The 14,107-nt window shown below is 67.1% G+C and carries 10 protein-coding genes and 4 tRNA genes; 4 read left to right on the top strand and 10 right to left on the bottom strand.

Annotation, left to right across the window (positions count from 1 at the left end; translation table 11 throughout):
* Nucleotides 1-9: 9 nt before the first annotated feature.
* The 3 genes from ON20_RS02725 to ON20_RS02715 all read right to left on the bottom strand — a co-directional run bounded on the left by ON20_RS02725 (nt 10) and on the right by ON20_RS02715 (nt 3,363).
* Nucleotides 10-1,101, bottom strand: a complete 1,092-nt coding sequence (locus tag ON20_RS02725; protein ID WP_040833268.1) for a 3-deoxy-7-phosphoheptulonate synthase — start codon at nt 1,099-1,101, stop codon at nt 10-12.
* 835 nt (nt 1,102-1,936) lie between these two features.
* Nucleotides 1,937-2,407, bottom strand: coding sequence for a carboxymuconolactone decarboxylase family protein (locus ON20_RS02720; RefSeq protein WP_040833312.1), 471 nt, complete (start codon nt 2,405-2,407; stop codon nt 1,937-1,939).
* Between the two features lie 74 nt (nt 2,408-2,481).
* Entirely contained in the window at nt 2,482-3,363 is an 882-nt protein-coding gene (locus tag ON20_RS02715) for an oxidoreductase (RefSeq protein WP_040833266.1), read from the bottom strand.
* A 152-nt stretch (nt 3,364-3,515) separates the two neighbouring features.
* Between ON20_RS02715 and ON20_RS02710 the strand changes: the two genes are divergently transcribed.
* On the top strand, nt 3,516-5,132 hold the full coding sequence (locus ON20_RS02710; protein ID WP_083864524.1) for a (2,3-dihydroxybenzoyl)adenylate synthase: 1,617 nt from the start codon (nt 3,516-3,518) through the stop codon (nt 5,130-5,132).
* 135 nt (nt 5,133-5,267) lie between these two features.
* On the opposite strand, the gene ON20_RS02705 is transcribed toward ON20_RS02710, so the two are convergent.
* On the bottom strand, nt 5,268-6,524 hold the full coding sequence (locus tag ON20_RS02705; RefSeq protein WP_281032834.1) for a salicylate synthase: 1,257 nt from the start codon (nt 6,522-6,524) through the stop codon (nt 5,268-5,270).
* A 234-nt stretch (nt 6,525-6,758) separates the two neighbouring features.
* Here ON20_RS02705 and ON20_RS02700 point away from each other — a divergent pair, with 234 nt between their 5' ends.
* Both ON20_RS02700 and ON20_RS02695 read left to right on the top strand, forming a co-directional pair.
* Nucleotides 6,759-9,257 (top strand): glycerol-3-phosphate 1-O-acyltransferase, encoded by a 2,499-nt coding sequence (locus tag ON20_RS02700; RefSeq protein ID WP_083864522.1) that lies wholly within the window; start codon nt 6,759-6,761, stop codon nt 9,255-9,257.
* A complete protein-coding gene (locus ON20_RS02695; RefSeq protein ID WP_245546973.1) occupies nt 9,254-10,750 on the top strand; it encodes an HAD-IB family hydrolase in 1,497 nt (498 codons plus the stop codon). The genes ON20_RS02700 and ON20_RS02695 overlap by 4 nt, the downstream gene beginning before the upstream one ends.
* 17 nt (nt 10,751-10,767) lie before the next feature.
* On the opposite strand, the gene ON20_RS02690 is transcribed toward ON20_RS02695, so the two are convergent.
* The 6 genes from ON20_RS02690 to ON20_RS02665 form a co-directional block, all read right to left on the bottom strand.
* A complete protein-coding gene (locus tag ON20_RS02690) occupies nt 10,768-11,487 on the bottom strand; it encodes a polyprenol monophosphomannose synthase (RefSeq protein ID WP_281032833.1) in 720 nt (239 codons plus the stop codon).
* A gap of 166 nt (nt 11,488-11,653) precedes the next feature.
* Nucleotides 11,654-11,836: a hypothetical protein gene (locus ON20_RS02685; RefSeq protein WP_040833306.1), complete on the bottom strand. Its 183-nt coding sequence runs from the start codon at nt 11,834-11,836 to the stop codon at nt 11,654-11,656.
* A gap of 193 nt (nt 11,837-12,029) precedes the next feature.
* A tRNA-Phe gene (locus ON20_RS02680) sits at nt 12,030-12,103 on the bottom strand.
* 56 nt (nt 12,104-12,159) lie between these two features.
* Nucleotides 12,160-12,236 (bottom strand) — tRNA-Asp (locus ON20_RS02675).
* Nucleotides 12,237-12,264: 28 nt separating this feature from the next.
* Nucleotides 12,265-12,337, bottom strand: a tRNA-Glu gene (locus tag ON20_RS02670).
* 95 nt (nt 12,338-12,432) lie between these two features.
* Entirely contained in the window at nt 12,433-13,095 is a 663-nt protein-coding gene (locus ON20_RS02665) for a TetR family transcriptional regulator (protein WP_040833263.1), read from the bottom strand.
* An 821-nt stretch (nt 13,096-13,916) separates the two neighbouring features.
* Here ON20_RS02665 and ON20_RS02660 point away from each other — a divergent pair.
* Nucleotides 13,917-13,989, top strand: a tRNA-Lys gene (locus ON20_RS02660).
* The last annotated feature ends 118 nt before the right edge of the window (nt 13,990-14,107 follow it).

Genomic DNA, 14,107 nt, shown 5'->3' with positions numbered 1-14,107 from the left:
CCCGAACTCCTACCGGCCTCGACGGTGGGCCACCGCGTCGGCGAGTGTCACCAGCTGTGCGGCCGTGGTATCCCAGTCCATGCAGGCATCGGTGATGGACTGTCCGTAGGTGAGATCCTCGGCCCGGCCAAGTGTCAGATCCTGACGACCGGCAACCAGGAAGCTCTCCAACATCACCCCGACCACTCCCGGCTCCCCGGCGGCGAGCCGGGAGGCGATATCGGTGACCACGTCGACCTGCCTGGTGTGGTCCTTGTTGCTGTTGCCGTGGCTGGCGTCGACGACGAGCCGCTGCGGCAGCGACGCCTTCTCCAGCCGGGCACACGCCTCGGCCACCGAGGCGACGTCGTAGTTCGGACCGAAGCTGCCACCGCGCAGAATCACGTGACAGTCCGGGTTGCCGGTGGTACGGATCAGGGCGGACCGGCCGGACAGATCGGTGCCGGGGAACACATGGCTCGCGGCGGCGGCACGCACCCCATCCACCGCCACCTGCACATCGCCGTCGGTGCCGTTCTTGATCCCGACCGGCATGGACAGCGCACTGCTGAGTTGGCGGTGCACCTGGCTGGCGGCGGTCCGCGCGCCGATCGCACCGTAGCAGACCAGATCGGAAATGTACTGCGGGGTGATCGGGTCCAGGAACTCGCAGGCCACCGGCAGTCCCAGCGCGGTGATATCGGTGAGTAGTTTGCGACCGATTCCCAACCCGGTGTTCACATCGAAACTGCCGTCCAGATGCGGATCGTTGATCAGCCCCTTCCAGCCCAGCGTGGTACGCGGCTTCTCGAAGTACACCCGCATCACCACATGCAGCCGATCGGCCAGCGCGGCGGACTCGGCGGCCAGCCGGCGCGCGTAGTCGAGCGCGGCGGCCGGGTCGTGCACCGAACACGGCCCGACGATCACCATGAGACGGTCGTCGGTGCCGTCGAGCACGTCCACCGTCGCCTTGCGCCCGGCGCGCACGGTCGCGGCCAGCTCATCGGTGATCGGGTGCACCATACGCACCTCCGCCGGGGAACGTAGCGGGCTTACGCTCAGCGTGCGCTGATCGTCGAGGTCGGCATGGCGGGCGTCGATATCGACTGCGATTGTCATCGTGGGTGGTTCCTAACTGCTCCGGCCGACCCACGGACATCAACCCGTCGAGCCGGTCCTTGCTCCGGCTCGGGGTGAAACTGGTCAGCGCACGCGGTTGCCGCAGACCGACCCACCCAGGGCCGGCTTGCTAAACCAGGAATACACGCACTGCACGTTCTGTACGGTACCAGTCGATGAACGCCGGGTATGCGTCCGGGCTGTGTTCGATTGCGCCGCCTTCGGCGGCGCGGGGTTGCGGCCCCGACGGGTCTCGTGTTCCAGCGCCCGAAACTCGTGCATTCGGCACGTGCGCTTCGGGCGCTGGAACACGAGACGGGCCGCAACCCTTGGTGGTCCCGTGACCTTGGATCTCGCCTTTCTGCGTGTCGCCGCTGTGTGATGTCGCGGCGGGCGAGGCAGAGCCGAGGTGGACTGTGTTCGATTGCACACCTCGGGTGGCGCTGTCGGGCGCTCGTGCCGCCGGGTCTTCCCCTCTTGCATTCCGCGGCTGCGCCATGTCGCTGCGGGCGGGCCAGACCCTGAGCGAGGCCGGCCACTTACGTGAGGCGTCCGGAAAGGTGTGGCGCCCTCTTTTCGGAGAGAGCGGAATGCCCGAAGAGCCTGGTCATTCCCCACGATGCCGCTGACGCGACGTCGCTCCGGGCGGGGCGGCCCGGGTGGGCCCGGCCATCACCGCGAGACGTCCGAAGAGGTGCCGGCCGGGTCTATCTCTCGGGCCTGGTCCTCGCGGGGCCGCTACCGTGAATTCGCTGCGGTCGGGTTCGCCGGGTCGGGCCCGCCCCGGCGAACCGTCGGGCGAAGGTTCTGGTGGTTCGCTGTTCGGGCTCGCGGCTCAGCCGAGCGAACCGGGGACATAGTCGCCGGCGGGGGTGTGGGCGATGGCGTTCATACGGTTCCAGGCGTTGATGGCGGCGATCGTGGCGATGAGCCCGCCGATCTGGTCGTCGTCGTAGTGCTTGCGCACCTGCTGCCAGACCTCCTCGCTCACACCACCGCCGTCGGCGAGCCGGGTGGCCTCCTCGGTCAGTGCCAGCGCGGCGCGTTCGGGCTCGGTGAACACGGTCGCCTCCCGCCAGGCGGCGACCAGGTTGATCCGGGTGGTGGACTCGCCGGCGTGCGCGGCGTCCTTGGTGTGCATATCGACACAGAAACTGCAGCCGTTGATCTGGCTGGCCCGGATCTTGACCAGTTCGTGGGTGGCCGCCGACAGACCGGAGGTGTCGACCACCTTGCTCGCGGTGATCAGCCGTTTGGCGAAGCTTGCGGTGACGGAGCTGCCGAAGAGGTTGAAGCGGGGTTCCATGTCCTGTTTCCTTCCGTTGTCATCGGTGTTCATCAGGACGACGATGTGGCCGCGTCGGGTGTGACAGAGCTGTGTCAGTTTCCGAAGCGATAGGTCACCCCGGTCAGTTTCTCCGACAGATCCCACAGTGCCCGGGCCGTCGACTCGTCCTTCGCCCGGGCCGAGGACCCCGACCGGCCGGGCCGGCCGCGCATCCCGCCCAATCCGACGGGACCGTAGTAGCCGCCCGGTTCCACGTCGGCGGCGGTGGCGGCGTAGAGCTCCGGCAGCGCTCCCATATCGGCGCTCTGCGCCAACAGCCGATTGCCCAGCGCCATCACCGTGTCCAGGAGGGTCTCGGTATGCGACTGCAGTTCGGTGGCGGCATAGCCCGGGTGCGCGGCGACCGAAATCGTGGTGGAGCCGGCGGCAGCGAGCTTGCGCTGCAGTTCATAGGCGAACATCAGGTTCGCCAGTTTGGCCTGACCGTAGGCGGGCCACCGACGGTACGGGCGCCGCTCCCAGTTCAGATCGTCCAGTTCGATGGTGCCTACGGCGTGTGTGCTGCTGGACACCGTCACGATCCGATCCGCGATCTTGTCCAGGAGCAGTCCGGTGAGGGCGAAGTGGCCGAGATGGTTGGTCCCGATCTGCATTTCGAAACCGTCGGCGGTCCGGCGCAGCGGTATCGCCATCACTCCGGCGTTGTTGATCAGCACATCCGCCCGGTCCACCCCGGCGGCGAACTCCCGCACCGAGGCCAGGTCGGCAAGGTCGAGTCGGCGCACTTCGGCCCGCGGTCCGATCTTGTCCGCGACCGCACGCCCCTTGTCCATATTCCGGCAGGCCAGCACCACCTGCGCTCCGGCCCCGGCCAGCGCCCGCGCGGCGACCGCGCCGAGCCCGCTGTTGGCCCCGGTGACGATGAACGCTCGGCCCTGCTGATCGGGAATATCCCCGATTCCCCAACCACTCATGCGGCGAGTCTAATTCCGCGATCGGTGCCATGTGGGGTGGAAAACCCACCCGATTTCTCCTTCGACTTCCGGAATTGGATAGGGTTGCCTAACCTACTTTGCAGACCAGAGACCCACACCCCGCCCACCGACCCCGTTCCTGCGAGGCCACCGTGAGTTCGACTTCCATCACCGCCGGTACCCACCGTGACGGTTACATCCCGTTCCCCGCCGACAGCGCCGATGCCTACCGCGCGGCCGGTTACTGGACCGGCAGCACCCTGAGCGACCTACTCCGCGCGACCGCCGGCCGGCAACCCGATCATCCCGCCCTCCTGGGGGAACGGCCCCTGTCCTACGCGGAACTGGACGCCGAGGCAGACCGTATGGCCTACGGTCTGCTCGCTCTGGGTATCGCCCCCGGCGACCGCGTGGTGGTCCAACTGCCGAATGTGCCCGAATTCGTGACCGTCCTGTTCGGACTGCTCCGCGCCGGCATCATCCCGGTGCTCACCCTGCCCGCGCACCGCCGCGCCGAGATCGAACACCTGGCGACACTGTCGGGCGCGGTCGGCTACCTGATCGCCGACCGGGTCGCCGATTTCGACTACCGGGAACTCGCCGCCGCGCTCCGCGATACGGTGCCGACCCTGCGCCATGTCCTGGTCCTCGGCGACACCGGCCCGTTCACCGACCTGAACACCGTGGCGCGCGACACCGGTTCGCTGCCCGATATCGATCCCGGCGATATCGCGCTGATGCTGGTCTCCGGCGGCACGACCGGTCTGCCCAAGCTGATCGCCCGCACCCACGACGACTACGTCTACAACGCGACCGCCGGCGCCAAGATCTGCGAACTGTCCGAAACGGACGTCTACCTGGCCACCCTCCCCGCCGCGCACAACTTCCCTCTGGCCTGCCCCGGCATCCTCGGCACCGTCGCGACCGGCGGCGCGCTCGCGTTCGTCACCAACCCCAGCCCGGAAAACGCCTTCGCCGCCATCGAAAAGCATCGGGTGACCGTCACCGCGGTGGTTCCCCCCCTGGCCCAATTGTGGTGTGCGGCCGTGGAATGGGAGGACGCCGATATCTCGTCGCTGCGCCTGCTACAGGTGGGCGGGGCGAAACTGGCCGAGGTGAACGCCCGCGAGGTGGCGCCCGCGCTGAATGTGACCCTGCAGCAGGTCTTCGGCATGGCCGAGGGACTGATCAACTACACCCGCCTCGACGATTCCGCCGATATGGTGTGCACCACCCAGGGTCGGCCGCTTTCCCCCGCCGACGAGGTGCGGGTGGTCGACGAGGACGGTAACGACCTCGCCCCCGGCGAGGAGGGCGAGCTGCTCACCCGGGGGCCCTACACCATCCGCGGCTACTACCGCGCCCCGGAACACAATGCCCGCGCTTTCACCCCGGACGGGTTCTACCGCAGCGGCGATCTGGTACGCCGACTGCCCAGCGGTCATCTGGTGGTATCCGGACGGATCAAGGATGTGATCAACCGCGGCGGGGAGAACGTCTCCTGCGACGAACTGGAGGAGCACCTGCTCGCCCACCCGTCCGTACGGCATGCGGCGGCGGTCGGTCTACCCGACCCCGCGCTCGGAGAGAAGGTCTGCGCGGTACTGGTGGTCACCGGGCAGATGCCGACGCTCGCCGAGATCAAGAAGTTCCTCACCGAGCGCGGCCTGGCCACCTACAAACTGCCCGACGTCCTGCGTCGGGCGGACGGCCTGCCGATCACCGCGGTCGGCAAGATCGACAAGAAGGCGTTGCGCGCGCAGGAGTGAGCGATGTGGTGCCGCCCGATTCCGCGGCGTCGCTTCGGAATACGGCACCGTTGCCTCGAATGTCCTGGTAACCACACGGCGTCCGGTGGTCGAACCACCTATCGGGCGCCGTGTTCGATCACCGCGTCCTCGGGATCAGGCCTTCACGACGTACGGCGCGACACTGCCCAATTTCTCGCAGGTCTCCTCGAATTCCCGCTCCGGCCGGGACTGTCCGACCACTCCCGCGCCGGCACGCAGCCACGCGCCGTCGGCGTCCTGGTACACCGCGCGCAGCACCAGGGTGGCCTCCATGGCTCCGGTCGGTGAAACCGTCAGCACCGCACCGGAGTACAGGCCTCGGGGATCGTGGTCGAGCCGGAACACCGAGTCCACGCCCGCCCGCTTCGGAATACCCGACGCGGTCACCGAGGGGAAGAGCACCTCCAGCGCATCCCAGCAGGACCGGTCGGCGGCCAGTCGGCCGCGCACGGTGGAGGCCAGATGCTGCACGCTGCCGCGTTCCCGTACCGCCATGAAATCCGAGACCGCCGGGGTGCCGGGATCGGCGACGGCGGCGATCTCGGCGAACGAGGTCTGCACCGAAATGGCGTGTTCGACGATCTCCTTCGGGTCGGTGACCAGGTCCGCGCGGGCCGCCATATCGATATCGGGACCCAACCCGAACGCCCGGGTACCGGCCAGCGGTTCGGTGGTGACCATCTGGTCGTCGTCCACCGATGCCACCAGTTCCGGGCTGAACCCGGCCGCTTCCAGCCCGCCGAGCCGCAGCAGGAACGACCGCGCCGGCGTGTTGTTGGCCCGACCGAGCCGGTAGGTGGCCGGAATATCCACCGCGAACGGCAGGTCGACCTTCCGGGACAGGATGACCTTCTGATACTGCCCGGCCCGGATCTCGTCGATCGCCTCGGCCACCCGTTCCTGGTATCCGGTGGGGTCGAGGCGGATATCCACCGGGTACGGCCGCGGTAGCGGTAACTCCTGCGAATGCGCGATCAGATCGTGGATCTCTGTGGTCTCCCCCGGTGTGGCGCCGCTGATCCGGATACCGCCGGCCCCTATGTGCACCTCCACCCGGGGAACCATCACATGCGCCAGCGATGTCCGAGGCCGTAGGTATTCGGTGGCACCCAGCGCCCAGGCGCAGAACTCGAATCCGATCCACCCGTAGGCGTTGCGGCCGTTCAGTGGCAGCGAGGTCAGGGTCCGGTCCATCACCTGGGCGGGCCTGCCGTCCCATGGAACGCTGGTGGTCTGCCCTTCCCAGGTCACCCGCAGTTCGTCGACGTCGAGTTCGATACCGCCGATGGGGTCCGCGGCGAAAACCCATTCGCCCGGCCGTTCGTATACGACGTATTCGCCGAATCGTTCGTCCCCCGCGAGTCGGGACATCGCTGCCGCCGGGTCAGTCACATACTCAACACGCAAGTACTCGTCCGTGCTCGACAACGATCCTCCAAGGTTACCCTGACCTAACTCCGAGAGGTAAGGTTAGCATTACCTCCCAAAATGGGCCGGTTCTCGCGTCCGCAGTACGAATTCGACTCACATCCCCCAGTCCCATGCGCCCATCCCCTCGGCGAGCTTGAATAGAGGAATCGTCTACACGCGGGAGGACCGAACGCCATGATCGATCACCGCGGCGGGACACCCGCCCGTGCTCTGAAAAAAACACCGCCTGATTCGGTTGTGGCTCTGGTCGACGCGGCATCGAGCGTGGAACGCGAACTGATCGGCCGGTGGCTCACCAACGGCGGACTCGCGGCGGACCTCGGCGTCACCGTGCCGGTCACCCAACTCGACCTGGACGCGGACGCGATCGGTACCCGGCTCACCGGGCGTACCGACGATCCGCTCGTGATACCGGTTCGGGTCCTGTGGCTGCCTCCGGAGCGCGACGGTGTCCGGCGGGTCACCTTCACCGATCTCGCCCTGCTCACCAACCCCCGCAAACCGAACCGGCTGGCCCAGCGCAAACTGATCGGCCGGGCGCCGGACCGGCACCTGGTGCTCACCGGCAGCCCCGCGCGCCTGAGCGAATTGCGTGCCAACAACCCGGAAGCGGCCGCCCTGCACACCGCAGGCACCACGGAACCGTTCGCCCGGGCCATCGTGCGTGCCGCGGTGGTCGCGCTGGAACGCGCGGAACGCACCGTGATCGGCGACCGGTACAAGGTTCCGCGCCTGGTCGCCGAGGAAATACTCGACTCCCCCGAATTCCTGCGCCGCCTCGATCTGATCGCCGACGAAACCGGGATGGAACCGCAGGAGGTGTACCGGCGGACCGAGCGGGCGCTACGGGAACTCGTCGCCGCGCAGAGCCGGCTGGTCTCCGATCTGTTCACCCAGGCCATGCGCCCGATACACGCGTCGACCTGGAAAGTGGACAGCGACGATTCCGGCCTGGCCGCCCTGCGTGAGCTCAACCGGCGCCATTCGCTGGTCTTCCTGCCCTCCCACCGGTCCTATGTGGACCCGTTCGTCCTCGGGGATGTGCTGGCCCGTAACGATTTCCCGCCCAACCATGTGGTCGGCGGGGCGAATCTGCGGTTCTGGCCGATAGGTCAGATTGCCCGGCGCACCGGCACCATCTTCATTCGCCGCAGCTTCGGCGACGACGAGGTGTACAAGGCCGTGGTCGAGGAGTACTTCTGCTACCTGCTGGCCAAACGGTTCAACCTGGAATGGTATTTCGAGGGCGGACGTACCCGTACCGGGAAACTGCGGCCCCCGCGCTACGGGCTGCTGAACTATCTGGCCGCGGCGGTACGCCGGAACCGGATCGACGATGTCCTGCTGGTGCCGGTCTCGATCACCTACGAGCGGCTCAACGAATTGGGTGCCATCGCCACCGAACAGGTCGGCGGCCGGAAGAAACCGGAAGGCCTGGCCTGGCTGGCCCGGTACATACGCAGCCAACAGCATTCGGCCGGCAACGTCTATGTCCGGTTCGGGACCCCGCTGTCGGCCCGGGAGCGGCTCGCCGCCTACGGCGACCCGCTCACCCCGCCCCCGATCGCCATCCCGCTGCACCGCACCGACTCCCCCGAGCGCCGGGACACGGTATCGCGCGAACCGGATACCAGCGGCGAGGAACTGGAACGCCGGGCGGTGCAGCGGCTCGCCTTCAAGATCGCCGTGGGCATCAACGCGGTCACCCCGATCACGGTCAACGCCCTGGTCACCTTGGCCCTGCTCGGCGTGAACGACCGGGCGCTCACCCTGCACGAGGTACGGGGTCTGCTCGGCCCGGTGCTGTCCTATATCGAGCGGCGCGATCTGCCGCGCGGCGCGGTGGAGGCCCTGCGCGACGAACAGAGTCTGGCCGTGGTGTTGGAACAGTTGGCGTTGGCCAGGGTGGTGACCGTCTATCGCGGCGGTCTCGAACCGGTGTACTCGATCGAACCGGGCGCACATCTCGAGGCCGCCTTCTACCGCAACAGCGCGGTGCACTGGTTCATCGACCGGGCGATTCTGGAACTGTCCATTCTCGCCGTGGTCGAGGCGACAGAGGGCACCCCGATCGACCCTGCGGCGTCCGGACCGGACACCGATGCCCTGAATCGAGGCTGGGAGGAAGCGTTCCGCCTGCGTGACCTGCTGAAATTCGAGTTCTTCTTTCCCGACCGCAAGGAATTCGCCCGACAGCTCACCGCCGAGATGCTGCTGGTGGACCCCACCTGGCATACCCGCAGCCGCGACACCCTGAGCACGGAGATCCTGGACGCCCTGACCGGTAGCGGTTTCCTGATGGCGCACCGGGTGCTGCGCTCCTTCTTCGACGCGCAACTGGTGGTGGCCGAACGCCTGGCGGCGCGCGATCCGAGCGAGGAGATCGACCGCAAGGAACTGGTGGACGAATGCGTCTCCGTCGGCAAACAGATGCTGTTGCAGCAGCGGCTGCACAGCCCCGAATCGGTGTCGACCGAACTGTTCACCAGCGCCCTCAAACTCGCCGACAACTACGACCTGCTCGAACCCGCCGACCCCGAATCCGCTGCGGCGCGAGCCGCACTCGCCGCACGTCGGATCGAATTCGCCGAACGTCTGCGCGTTATCGGCAAGCGCATATCCCGGGTCGCGACGCTCGACCCGTCCAACCGCACCCCGACGGAGGTACCGTGACCGTGCCCGACCGGGAACCCGACACCCCGGCCACCGAGGTCGCCTCGCCGGGTACCGCCGCCTCCCGCCCGGGCACCCCGGCGGCCGGCACAACCGATATCGAAACGCTGGTCGCCGCGATCCGATCGGCGCCTCGCGGGCCCCGGATCGCGGCCGTATTCGATTTCTCGGCGGTAGCCGATGACCGAGCCGTTCCTCGGCTGCGGCGTTCACGCGACGGAGCGGTGGCCGCGCTGCTGCTCGACGGTATCCGCCGGGACGGCGACTATGGACGCTTTCTGCACGGTGCCGAAACCCTGTTGGCCGGTCGGCCCGAGGAAGAACTGGACGCGGTGGGCCGACGGCTGTTCCGCCGCACCTACGAACTGCTGTACCCGGAGACATGGCGGCTGATCCGGGAGCACGAGGCCGCCGGGCACACGGTGTTGCTGGTCGGCTCGCCGACGAAATTCCAGCTGGCGCCCGTGGCCGCCGCGCTCGGTATCTCCCGGACACTGCACACGCGGATGGAAGTCGCCGACGGCCGGCTCACCGGCCGCCCCGCCGGCCGGGTGCTCATACGCCAGGGGAAGGCCGAGGCCGTCGCCGAGTTCGGCGCCGAGCACGGTATCGATTTGGACCGCAGCTTCGTCTATACCGGCAGCGCCACCGATCTTCCGATGCTGTCTCTGGCCGGGCAGCCCGTCGTGGTGGCGCCCGACCCCGAACTCGCCGCCGCCGCGACCGAGCACGGCTGGCCGCGGCCCGTGGTGCGCCCGCGCACCGCGCCCCGCCCGGCCGCCTATGTCCGGACCCTGCTGGGATTCGCCGGGCTGCTCGCCGGCGCGCTGTTCGGGGTTCTGGTGAAGTCCTATACCCGCAGGCGCAGGCCGATGGCCGATGCCCTGATGAAATACGGCACCGCGGCGACACTGCGGTTGTGCGGGGTCCGGCTGCGGGTTGTCGGGGAGCAATACGCCCGCTCGCCCCGCCCGGCGGTATTCGTCTTCAACCATCAGAGCCAGTTCGATGTGATCATCGTGCCCGCGGTGCTCGGCGGCGGCGTGACCGCCGTCGCCAAGAAGGAGCTCACCAAGAACCCGCTCTTCGGTCCGCTCATGCGGTTCGTCGAAGTCACGTTCATCGACCGAGCCGATACCGCCGGCGCCAGGAAATCGTTGATACCCGTGGTGGACACCCTGCGCGAGGGCCTGTCGATCGCGATCGCCCCCGAAGGTACCCGCTCCTATACCCCTCAGGTGGGCCCGTTCAAGAAGGGGGCCTTCCATATCGCCCGACAGGCCGGTGTACCCGTCATCCCGGTGGTGATCCGGAACGCGGGCGATATCGTCCGGCGCAATTCCGTGATCGCTCGCCCCGGCACGGTCGAGGTGGCGATTCTGCCGCCGATCGATGTACGCGACTGGGACCCGGCCGATATGGGCGACGAGGTCGCCGCGGTGCGGCAGCGGTTCCTGGACACGCTGCGCGATTGGCCGTGCCGACCGGTATAGCCGAAGCCGTATCCGGCTCAGACGGTGCGGCCGAGGAGCAGCTTCCACGGCATGAGCGCCGACTCCAACTGCACCTTCAGGCTCATCTTGGACGCGCCGAGGGTGCGTTCCTCGAAGCGGATGGGCACCTCGGCGATGGCGATGCCCTGTTGCTTCGTCCGGTAGTTCATCTCCACCTGGAACGAGTACCCATTGCTGCGGATGGAGGCGACGTCGATGGCGCGCAGCGTCTCGGCCTTCCACGCCTTGAAACCCGCCGTGGCGTCCTTGACGCCGAGCCGCAGGATCAGATTGACGTAGAAGTTGGCCCACGCCGACAGCGCCTTGCGGTACCACTTCCACTCCTCGGCCGTGGAGCCGCCCGCCACGTAGCGGGAACCGAGTACGACGCCCGCGTCGGTACGGTCCAGTTCCTCCAGCATGGCCGGGATGACCTCCGCGGGATGCGACAGATCGGCGTCCATCTGGACCACCACGTCGGCGCCTTGGTCCAGGGCGCGGGTGATTCCGGCGACGTAGGCGCGCCCGAGCCCGTCCTTCTCGGTGCGGTGCAGCACCCCGACGTTTTCCGGCATATCGACGGCCAGTTTGTCGGCGACCTCGCCGGTGCCGTCCGGCGAGTTGTCGTCCACAACGAGTACGTGCAGGTCGGGTACGGGTAGCGCCATCAGCCGCTCCACCGCAACCGGCAGATTGTCCCGCTCGTTATAGGTCGGCACAACAACGGTAACCCTCAAGGGTCGCCCTCCCTGCTCACCTGGTCGCGCCCGCCGGCCGGTACGCGGGCCACGAGCATTCGTTCTGATTCTCGTGAACGGTAGCCGAACCGCCTCCCCGCGAATTCAGCGCACCGGGCCGTACTGCGCCGACCCGTTCGGTGCCCACCCTACCCCGGCCACCGGATCAGTCCCCCTCCCGCCAGGTCCGATCTTCGGCGTCCTGACGCGCGGTGCGTTCATGGGCGATCTCCAGGGCCCGTTCCGCGGTCGCCCGGTCGGGATACGGCCCCATCCGATCCCGAAACCAGCACTGCCGCCCCTGTTCGGCCCGATTGTGCTTCAAGCAGTAGTACCAGCGTTCAGCCATACCCCAGCATCCCATTCCATCCCGGAAGTGAGAAACACCACGCTCTCGAGTCGACCGGGACCGGGGGACGCGACCGCAGGGACCGCGGAGGGGGGAACGAACCCCCGGGAGAGTGTGAGAGCCGCCCACATAGAACACGGACAAAGCAATAGAGGCGAGCGCTCTTCGCGAGCACTCGCCTCTCGATCACGAGTGGCCAGGGCCGGGATCGAACCGGCGACCTTCCGCTTTTCAGGCGGACGCTCGTACCAACTGAGCTACCTGGCCGCAGACACCCGGTGTGGAATGCCATACGGGAAACGCCGGATTTCTCCGGCGTTTGCTGGCGACCCTGACGGGACTCGAACCCGCGACCTCCGCCGTGACAGGGCGGCGCGCTAACCAACTGCGCCACAGGGCCATGCTCTGTGTACCTACTCTGTAGGCAGTACCCCCTACGGGATTCGAACCCGCGCTACCGCCTTGAAAGGGCGGCGTCCTAGGCCGCTAGACGAAGGGGGCTCGTCCCGGATTTCTCCGGACCGGCTTTTCAACGGCTGTCCGTTGGGAGCTCGCATAGCTTATGCCAGACCGGGCCGGTTTCCCAAACCAGCTGGTCAGGTGGCTAAGCCTAACTCTTCTAGGCGGGCAGCGGCGCGCCAGCCGCGCTGCCGGAACTTCTCGGTCCACTCGGACGTCGCCATGGCCTGGACAACCACCTCCAGCGCCTCGGTGAACCGGGTTCGCAGATCCGCCTTGCTGCCCGTCAGGTCGAGGATGTAGCGCTGACCCACCAGCGCACCGGCGAGGATATGGGTGAAACGATCGGGATCGGCATCGGCGCGCAGCTGCCCCTGTTCGACGGCACGGACCGCGAGCATCCGGATGACACCGGCGAGTATCCGACCGCCGTGCTGCGCTTCCTGATGGAATCCGGGCTCGATGATCAGCCGGAATTCGGCCTGCACGACGATATCGTGCTCCAGCCGTAGCGCTATCTCGTCGAGCAACCCGTGCAGGATGTCCAGCGGACCGAGATCGGCGCGGGCCAACCATCGTTCCGCGGAGTGGCGATAGCGTTCTACCGCCGAATCGAGTACGGCCCGCGCCAGATCTTCCTTGGAATCGAAATGGAAGTACATTGCGCCTTTGGTAGCTCGCGACCCTTCCAAGATTCGGTTGAGCGAAGCCGCGGCATAACCGCTCTTCCCGAACTCAACGGCGGCGGACTTGATAATCGCCGCCCGGGTCCGGCGGGCCCGCTCCTGTTGCCGTGCCATGCTCGAAACGCCTCCGAAGCTTGTGCGGCCCGATGAATTCCTCTCATCGGGCGCCCGCCACCGACCCAACCACACAAGGGAACGGACCGATGGCGCGAATTTATGCGGTTTATCTGTACGTCCAGTCTGGTTTTTCAGACGTTCCATACCTTCGGGTATGAAAACTTTCTGAATTTCAATAACACACCAGCTGGTATAATTTGCTTGCCCGGATGCGCCGCAGGGGGTGTGCATCCGGGCAAACACCTATCGCGCTTTCGTCGTCCCCGATGTGCCTCCCGCGGCGTAGACCCGTGCGAAACCCCGAATTCACCGACTAGTCACCGTACCTGGGATTCCCGGCCGACACGCGGCAAACCGGCGGAGCGGATTAGCCGGACCCGCCCGAACCCCGTGTAGCAAACCTGGCGCAATCGCGCGAATTGCGCGCCGATCCCGTGAAACTCCCTGGTACAGGGATTGGTTCACCCGCGATACAGCGCCATTCGCCGAACATGCCGTACCGTGCGCCTCGTGGAACCGATGGCGCAGACCACGGCAACGAACGACACCGATCCCACCGCGTCCCGGAACCGACAGGCTCCGAGTCCCACCCCTTCTGGGCCAAAGGCATTGGTATACAACATATTTGGATAGTATCCTGTTCACGGGACGTTACTCAAAGGCACCCGGCGCGGACATCCACCCGCAGCAAACCCCGCCGTGGCGATGTCACCGGCGAACCCGTAACCCCGCAGGGCCGCAACCTGATGTGAGCGCCCGGGCTCACACCGTCCCCCGATTACGCGAAACCGAGATCGCCCACTACACTGTCCTCCCGCGCCCCTATAGCTCAGTTGGTAGAGCTACGGACTTTTAATCCGCAGGTCCCAGGTTCGAGCCCTGGTGGGGGCACCGACGGGCGTCCGGTACCCACCGGACGCCCGTTGTCGCTTCGCCCGGCCTCTGCCAGAATTCCGTTCACTGTGATCCGGTTCGACTTCCTGCGACCCCCGGAGCCGATGACACTCCC

The organism is Nocardia brevicatena NBRC 12119 (assembly GCF_000308495.1).
Lineage (GTDB): Bacteria > Actinomycetota > Actinomycetes > Mycobacteriales > Mycobacteriaceae > Nocardia > Nocardia brevicatena.
Note: the sequence above shows the minus strand (reverse complement) of the source record. Positions and strands in the feature narration are given on the sequence as shown.

Excerpts from the sequence above, each read along its gene's own strand:
- ON20_RS02705 (WP_281032834.1), bottom strand. The coding sequence starts at position 6,524 with ATGTCCCGACTCGCGGGGGACGAACGATTCGGCGAATACGTCGTATAC.
- ON20_RS02720 (WP_040833312.1), bottom strand. The coding sequence starts at position 2,407 with ATGGAACCCCGCTTCAACCTCTTCGGCAGCTCCGTCACCGCAAGCTTC.
- ON20_RS02685 (WP_040833306.1), bottom strand. The coding sequence starts at position 11,836 with ATGGCTGAACGCTGGTACTACTGCTTGAAGCACAATCGGGCCGAACAG.
- ON20_RS02665 (WP_040833263.1), bottom strand. The coding sequence starts at position 13,095 with ATGGCACGGCAACAGGAGCGGGCCCGCCGGACCCGGGCGGCGATTATC.
- ON20_RS02700 (WP_083864522.1), top strand. The coding sequence starts at position 6,759 with ATGATCGATCACCGCGGCGGGACACCCGCCCGTGCTCTGAAAAAAACA.
- ON20_RS02715 (WP_040833266.1), bottom strand. The coding sequence starts at position 3,363 with ATGAGTGGTTGGGGAATCGGGGATATTCCCGATCAGCAGGGCCGAGCG.
- ON20_RS02725 (WP_040833268.1), bottom strand. The coding sequence starts at position 1,101 with ATGACAATCGCAGTCGATATCGACGCCCGCCATGCCGACCTCGACGAT.